The following is a 3,622-nucleotide window of genomic DNA, read 5'->3' as shown; positions in this document are numbered from 1 at the left end:
GTCCCGGGTCTGTCCGGTGGGGCATGGTTTCGGTGGGCATTTGTCAGTGGATGGTGCGGTTGATCCGTCCCAGCAGGTGACCGGTTTGGGTGGGCACTGTTCCTGGGTGGGCGCGGTTGACTTGTCCCAGCAGGTGACGGTTGGCGATTGGCAGGTGCCGTTCGCGTCCCGGGTCTGTCCTTCGGGGCACGGTTGCGGCGGGCAATCCTGTCCGCCCGGGACCACAGATCCGTCCGGGCACAGGCAGCCGTCTGGCGTCCCGGACGGACAGGGACTGGGAGTGCTCTCCGGGGTATCAGCTCTTGGAGTAATCACAACATTACCAAAAGTGGAACCGAGCGCACCGTACATCGTCGCCGCGACAGTGGACGTGGGGACCGGTGCCGTCGCGTCCCCGGGCAGTGTCCCCAGGATGCCCAGCAGGAGCAGGCCGGGAAGGAGGAAGGCGACGGTCATCCTGCCGTGTCGAAGACGCCGTTCAGTTGCTATCGCCGAAAATCGCATGGCGCCCCCGCCCCGCGAAAGGAGTGACGGTCTGTCGCGCACCGGACAGTGCGTCAGACTGCCGTCTCGTCCGTGAGATGTGACAGTAACATCAGCGGCACTACAAACAGTGGATTACTGGGGGGCGACCGTGGCCATTGTCGTGAGGATGACGCGGCGTGTTGCGGTACCGTTCGCCGTCCTGATGATCGTGGCGGTACTCGTAGTAGTTCCGTTAACGGGCCCAGCCCGTGCGGTGGATACCCGCGGTGCGGCCACCAGCGCGGCCAACAGTGCGGCCAACAGTGCGGCCGGTGCCGGGGCTGTCGTGCTGGATGCCGCTGTCAACAACGTATCGGTTTCCGGGCGGCGAATTGTGCTCGACCCCGGCCAGCCCACCCACGTTGTCGTCGCAGTTCGTAATAATCGGAACGAGCTGGCACAGATACGGTCAATCCGGGTGAGCGGGTCGACGTTGGGGCTGACTTTCTTCGTCTTCGACACCGCCGTCAAGATGGATGTTCCCGCGGGCACCTCGGTTACCTGGGAAGTCGACGTCGACATGGCCGAGCTGCGCGGACAGGCAACCGGGTTGCTGTCGATGCAGGTCGCCCTGCGGGACGCCAAGCGCACAGTCGTCGCTTCGGCCAGCGGTATCGCCGACGTCCACGGCTCACTGGTTTCGACTTACGGCATGTTCGGACTGGGCCTGCTGCTGGTGACGATCTTCCTGTGGGCCGCGGCGCTGCTTGCGCTCGCACGCCATCGCCTCCCGCGGGACCGATGGCGGCGGGCCGTTCGGTTCGCTCCGGCGGGAGGTGGGATCGGCTTCGTGGCGGTCGTGAGCCTGTCGGCGCTGCGGATCACTCCGCCGTCCGCCTCGTCCGACCTGAGCTTCATCGCGGGTGCCGCCGGAATCGGCTTCCTGCTGGGCTATCTCACTCCCTCGCCGGCTCGATCCCCGAGCGTCCCGCAATCGCCGACCTTCCCGGAATCCCCGCCCGCGCCCGCCGACCCCGACCAGTGGTTCCCCGACGATCGTTCCGGGATTACCGATCGAGTCTGGGATCATGAGCCGGGTGTCCATTATGGTGAGCCTTCGTGACCGCCGATCTCGCGCTGCCTCCGCAGGCGTTGGTAGCGGCTCTGCCGCGGTACACATTCGGGGCTGAACTCGGTCGCGGTGGATTCGGCGTCGTGTATGCGGCGCGGGATCCGCGCCTCGACCGGGATGTCGCCGTCAAGCATCTGCCGAACCGGATCGCGGTTGATCCCCAGATGCGTTTCCGGTTCGGCGAAGAAGGACGCGCACTGGCCCGACTGAACCACCCCCATATCGTCACGGTGCACGAGTACGCCGACGAGGAAGTGGCCGGCGGCGAGCTGGGCGTGCCGGAACAGGTCTGTGCCCTCGTGCTGGAGTACCTTTCCGGTGGAACACTCGCGCAACGTTTCCGCCGCACCGGCCTCACCATGGAACAGTCCTGCGCGGCTATGCTGGCTGTCCTTTCCGCGGTGCAGGCCGCTCACGACCACGGACTGCTGCACCGTGACATAAAACCTGGTAACGCCATGTTCGACGGTCGTGGCGTGGTGAAGGTGACTGATTTCGGGCTGGCCCGGGTAATCGGCGGGGAGACCACGCTGGCCTCTCGGGACGGCCGGTTCGTGATTGCCGGTACGCCCGGGTACATGTCGCCGGAGCAGGCTCGTGGTGATCATTTGGATGTGCGCACTGACGTCTACTCGGCTGCGGCGATGCTGTACCACCTGCTCGCCGGCAGGCTGCCCTACCCCACCGACGGTGGGTTCCAGCAGTTCCGGCACAGACAGGCGGCCGCCGATCCGCCGCCGCCGGGGGCCGGGGTACCGGACGCGCTGGCGCGGCTGCTCCTTGGCGGGCTGGCCCGTGACCCCGACCGCAGGCCAGCCACGGCCGAACGTCTGGCCGAAGGCGTCGCGGCCGCGTCCAGGGCTTTCGGCCCCGGCTGGCTGGAACGGGCCGGTCTGCCGGTGCGTGACATCTCCCCGGCGGTCCGGGCGGCCCTGGTGTCGTCGGTGTCCGGGTCGGTGCGTCGTGACGAGTCCGCGCTGTCCACCCGGCTCGTGACGATCATTCCAGGCCGGCTGGACGAGCAGCCTTCACCGAGGATCGGCGACCTTGACTTTGCGTCCCTCGTGCCCGTACCCGAACTGGCGGGTCGGGGTTCAGGACGTGGACATCGCGCGGACCCGCCCGGGCTTCCCCCTCGCAGGCTGGCCGGGCTCGCCGCGGTCGCGGCCGCACTTGCTGTACTGGTTGCCGTGCTGTGGCCGTCGTCGCGGCCGGCGGTCGCCACTGATTCCGGCGCCACTGCCATCACGGTGGCCGGAGCCACGCCGCCGGCGGCCGCGCGGATCGACCTGGCCGAGCCGGTGGACATCCGCGGCACGGCGGTGGAGTCCGGGACGCTGAGGGTGAGCATGAAACTGTCCGTGGCCGGCATCCCGCTGGGCACCGCGACCGGCGAGTCGGTGTCGGTATCCGCCGGGAAGTCCTGGCAGGTGCCGGTGACGGCTCCGCCGCTCACCCGCTGGCTGGCGGGAGGGGCCGTTGCGGGCCGGGTAACGCTCGACGGGCCGAACGGACGGAGGGACGTCCAGGATGTGACGATCGAGCCGCAGCAGACACCGCTGGCGAGCGCCATGGGTGCAGGCGGGGTGCTGGCGGCCCTGTTTGCGCTCGCCTACCTGGAATCGACCCGCCGACTGCTGCGCAACGGCGAGCACCCGCGGCCCGCGATGGTCGCGGCGGCTGCTCTGGGAGCCGTCTTCGGCCTCGGCGTCTGGCTGTCGGCGGCCACCTTGAGTCGCCATGTGCCGGTCGTTGCCGCGGGCGTGTGCTGCATCCTGCTCGGGGTGACCGCAGCCGTCGCAACCGCTGTCGCGACTCGCCCACCAGCCTATAGATGATCTTTTGGGTGGTACCTTGACTACCATCGTGACCTTGACAGGACAAGGTCTACATGGATGGCGCGATCGTAGTCATCGAAGGGTGGGGCCGTAACCCGTGAAGCCAGATGTCCGGTTCTGAACTCGCCCGACGCCTGTTCGTCCCGGAGGAACGGTGGGGCTGGGAGTACGTGGACCCCGGCGTGAA

2 protein-coding genes are annotated in these 3,622 nt (G+C 68.0%); both read left to right on the top strand.

The window, feature by feature from the left end; genetic code table 11:
• Positions 1-652: 652 nt before the first annotated feature.
• On the top strand, positions 653-1,588 hold the full coding sequence (locus U9980_RS01845; protein ID WP_322766413.1) for a hypothetical protein: 936 nt from the start codon (positions 653-655) through the stop codon (positions 1,586-1,588).
• Entirely contained in the window at positions 1,585-3,435 is a 1,851-nt protein-coding gene (locus U9980_RS01840; protein ID WP_322766412.1) for a serine/threonine-protein kinase, read from the top strand. Before U9980_RS01845 ends, U9980_RS01840 begins: the two co-directional genes overlap by 4 nt.
• The last annotated feature ends 187 nt before the right edge of the window (positions 3,436-3,622 follow it).

Origin of the sequence: Protofrankia sp. Cr1 (genome assembly GCF_963555865.1) — a bacterium.
Taxonomy (GTDB): domain Bacteria; phylum Actinomycetota; class Actinomycetes; order Frankiales; family Frankiaceae; genus Protofrankia.
This window is presented reverse-complemented; position numbering and strand designations above follow the sequence as displayed.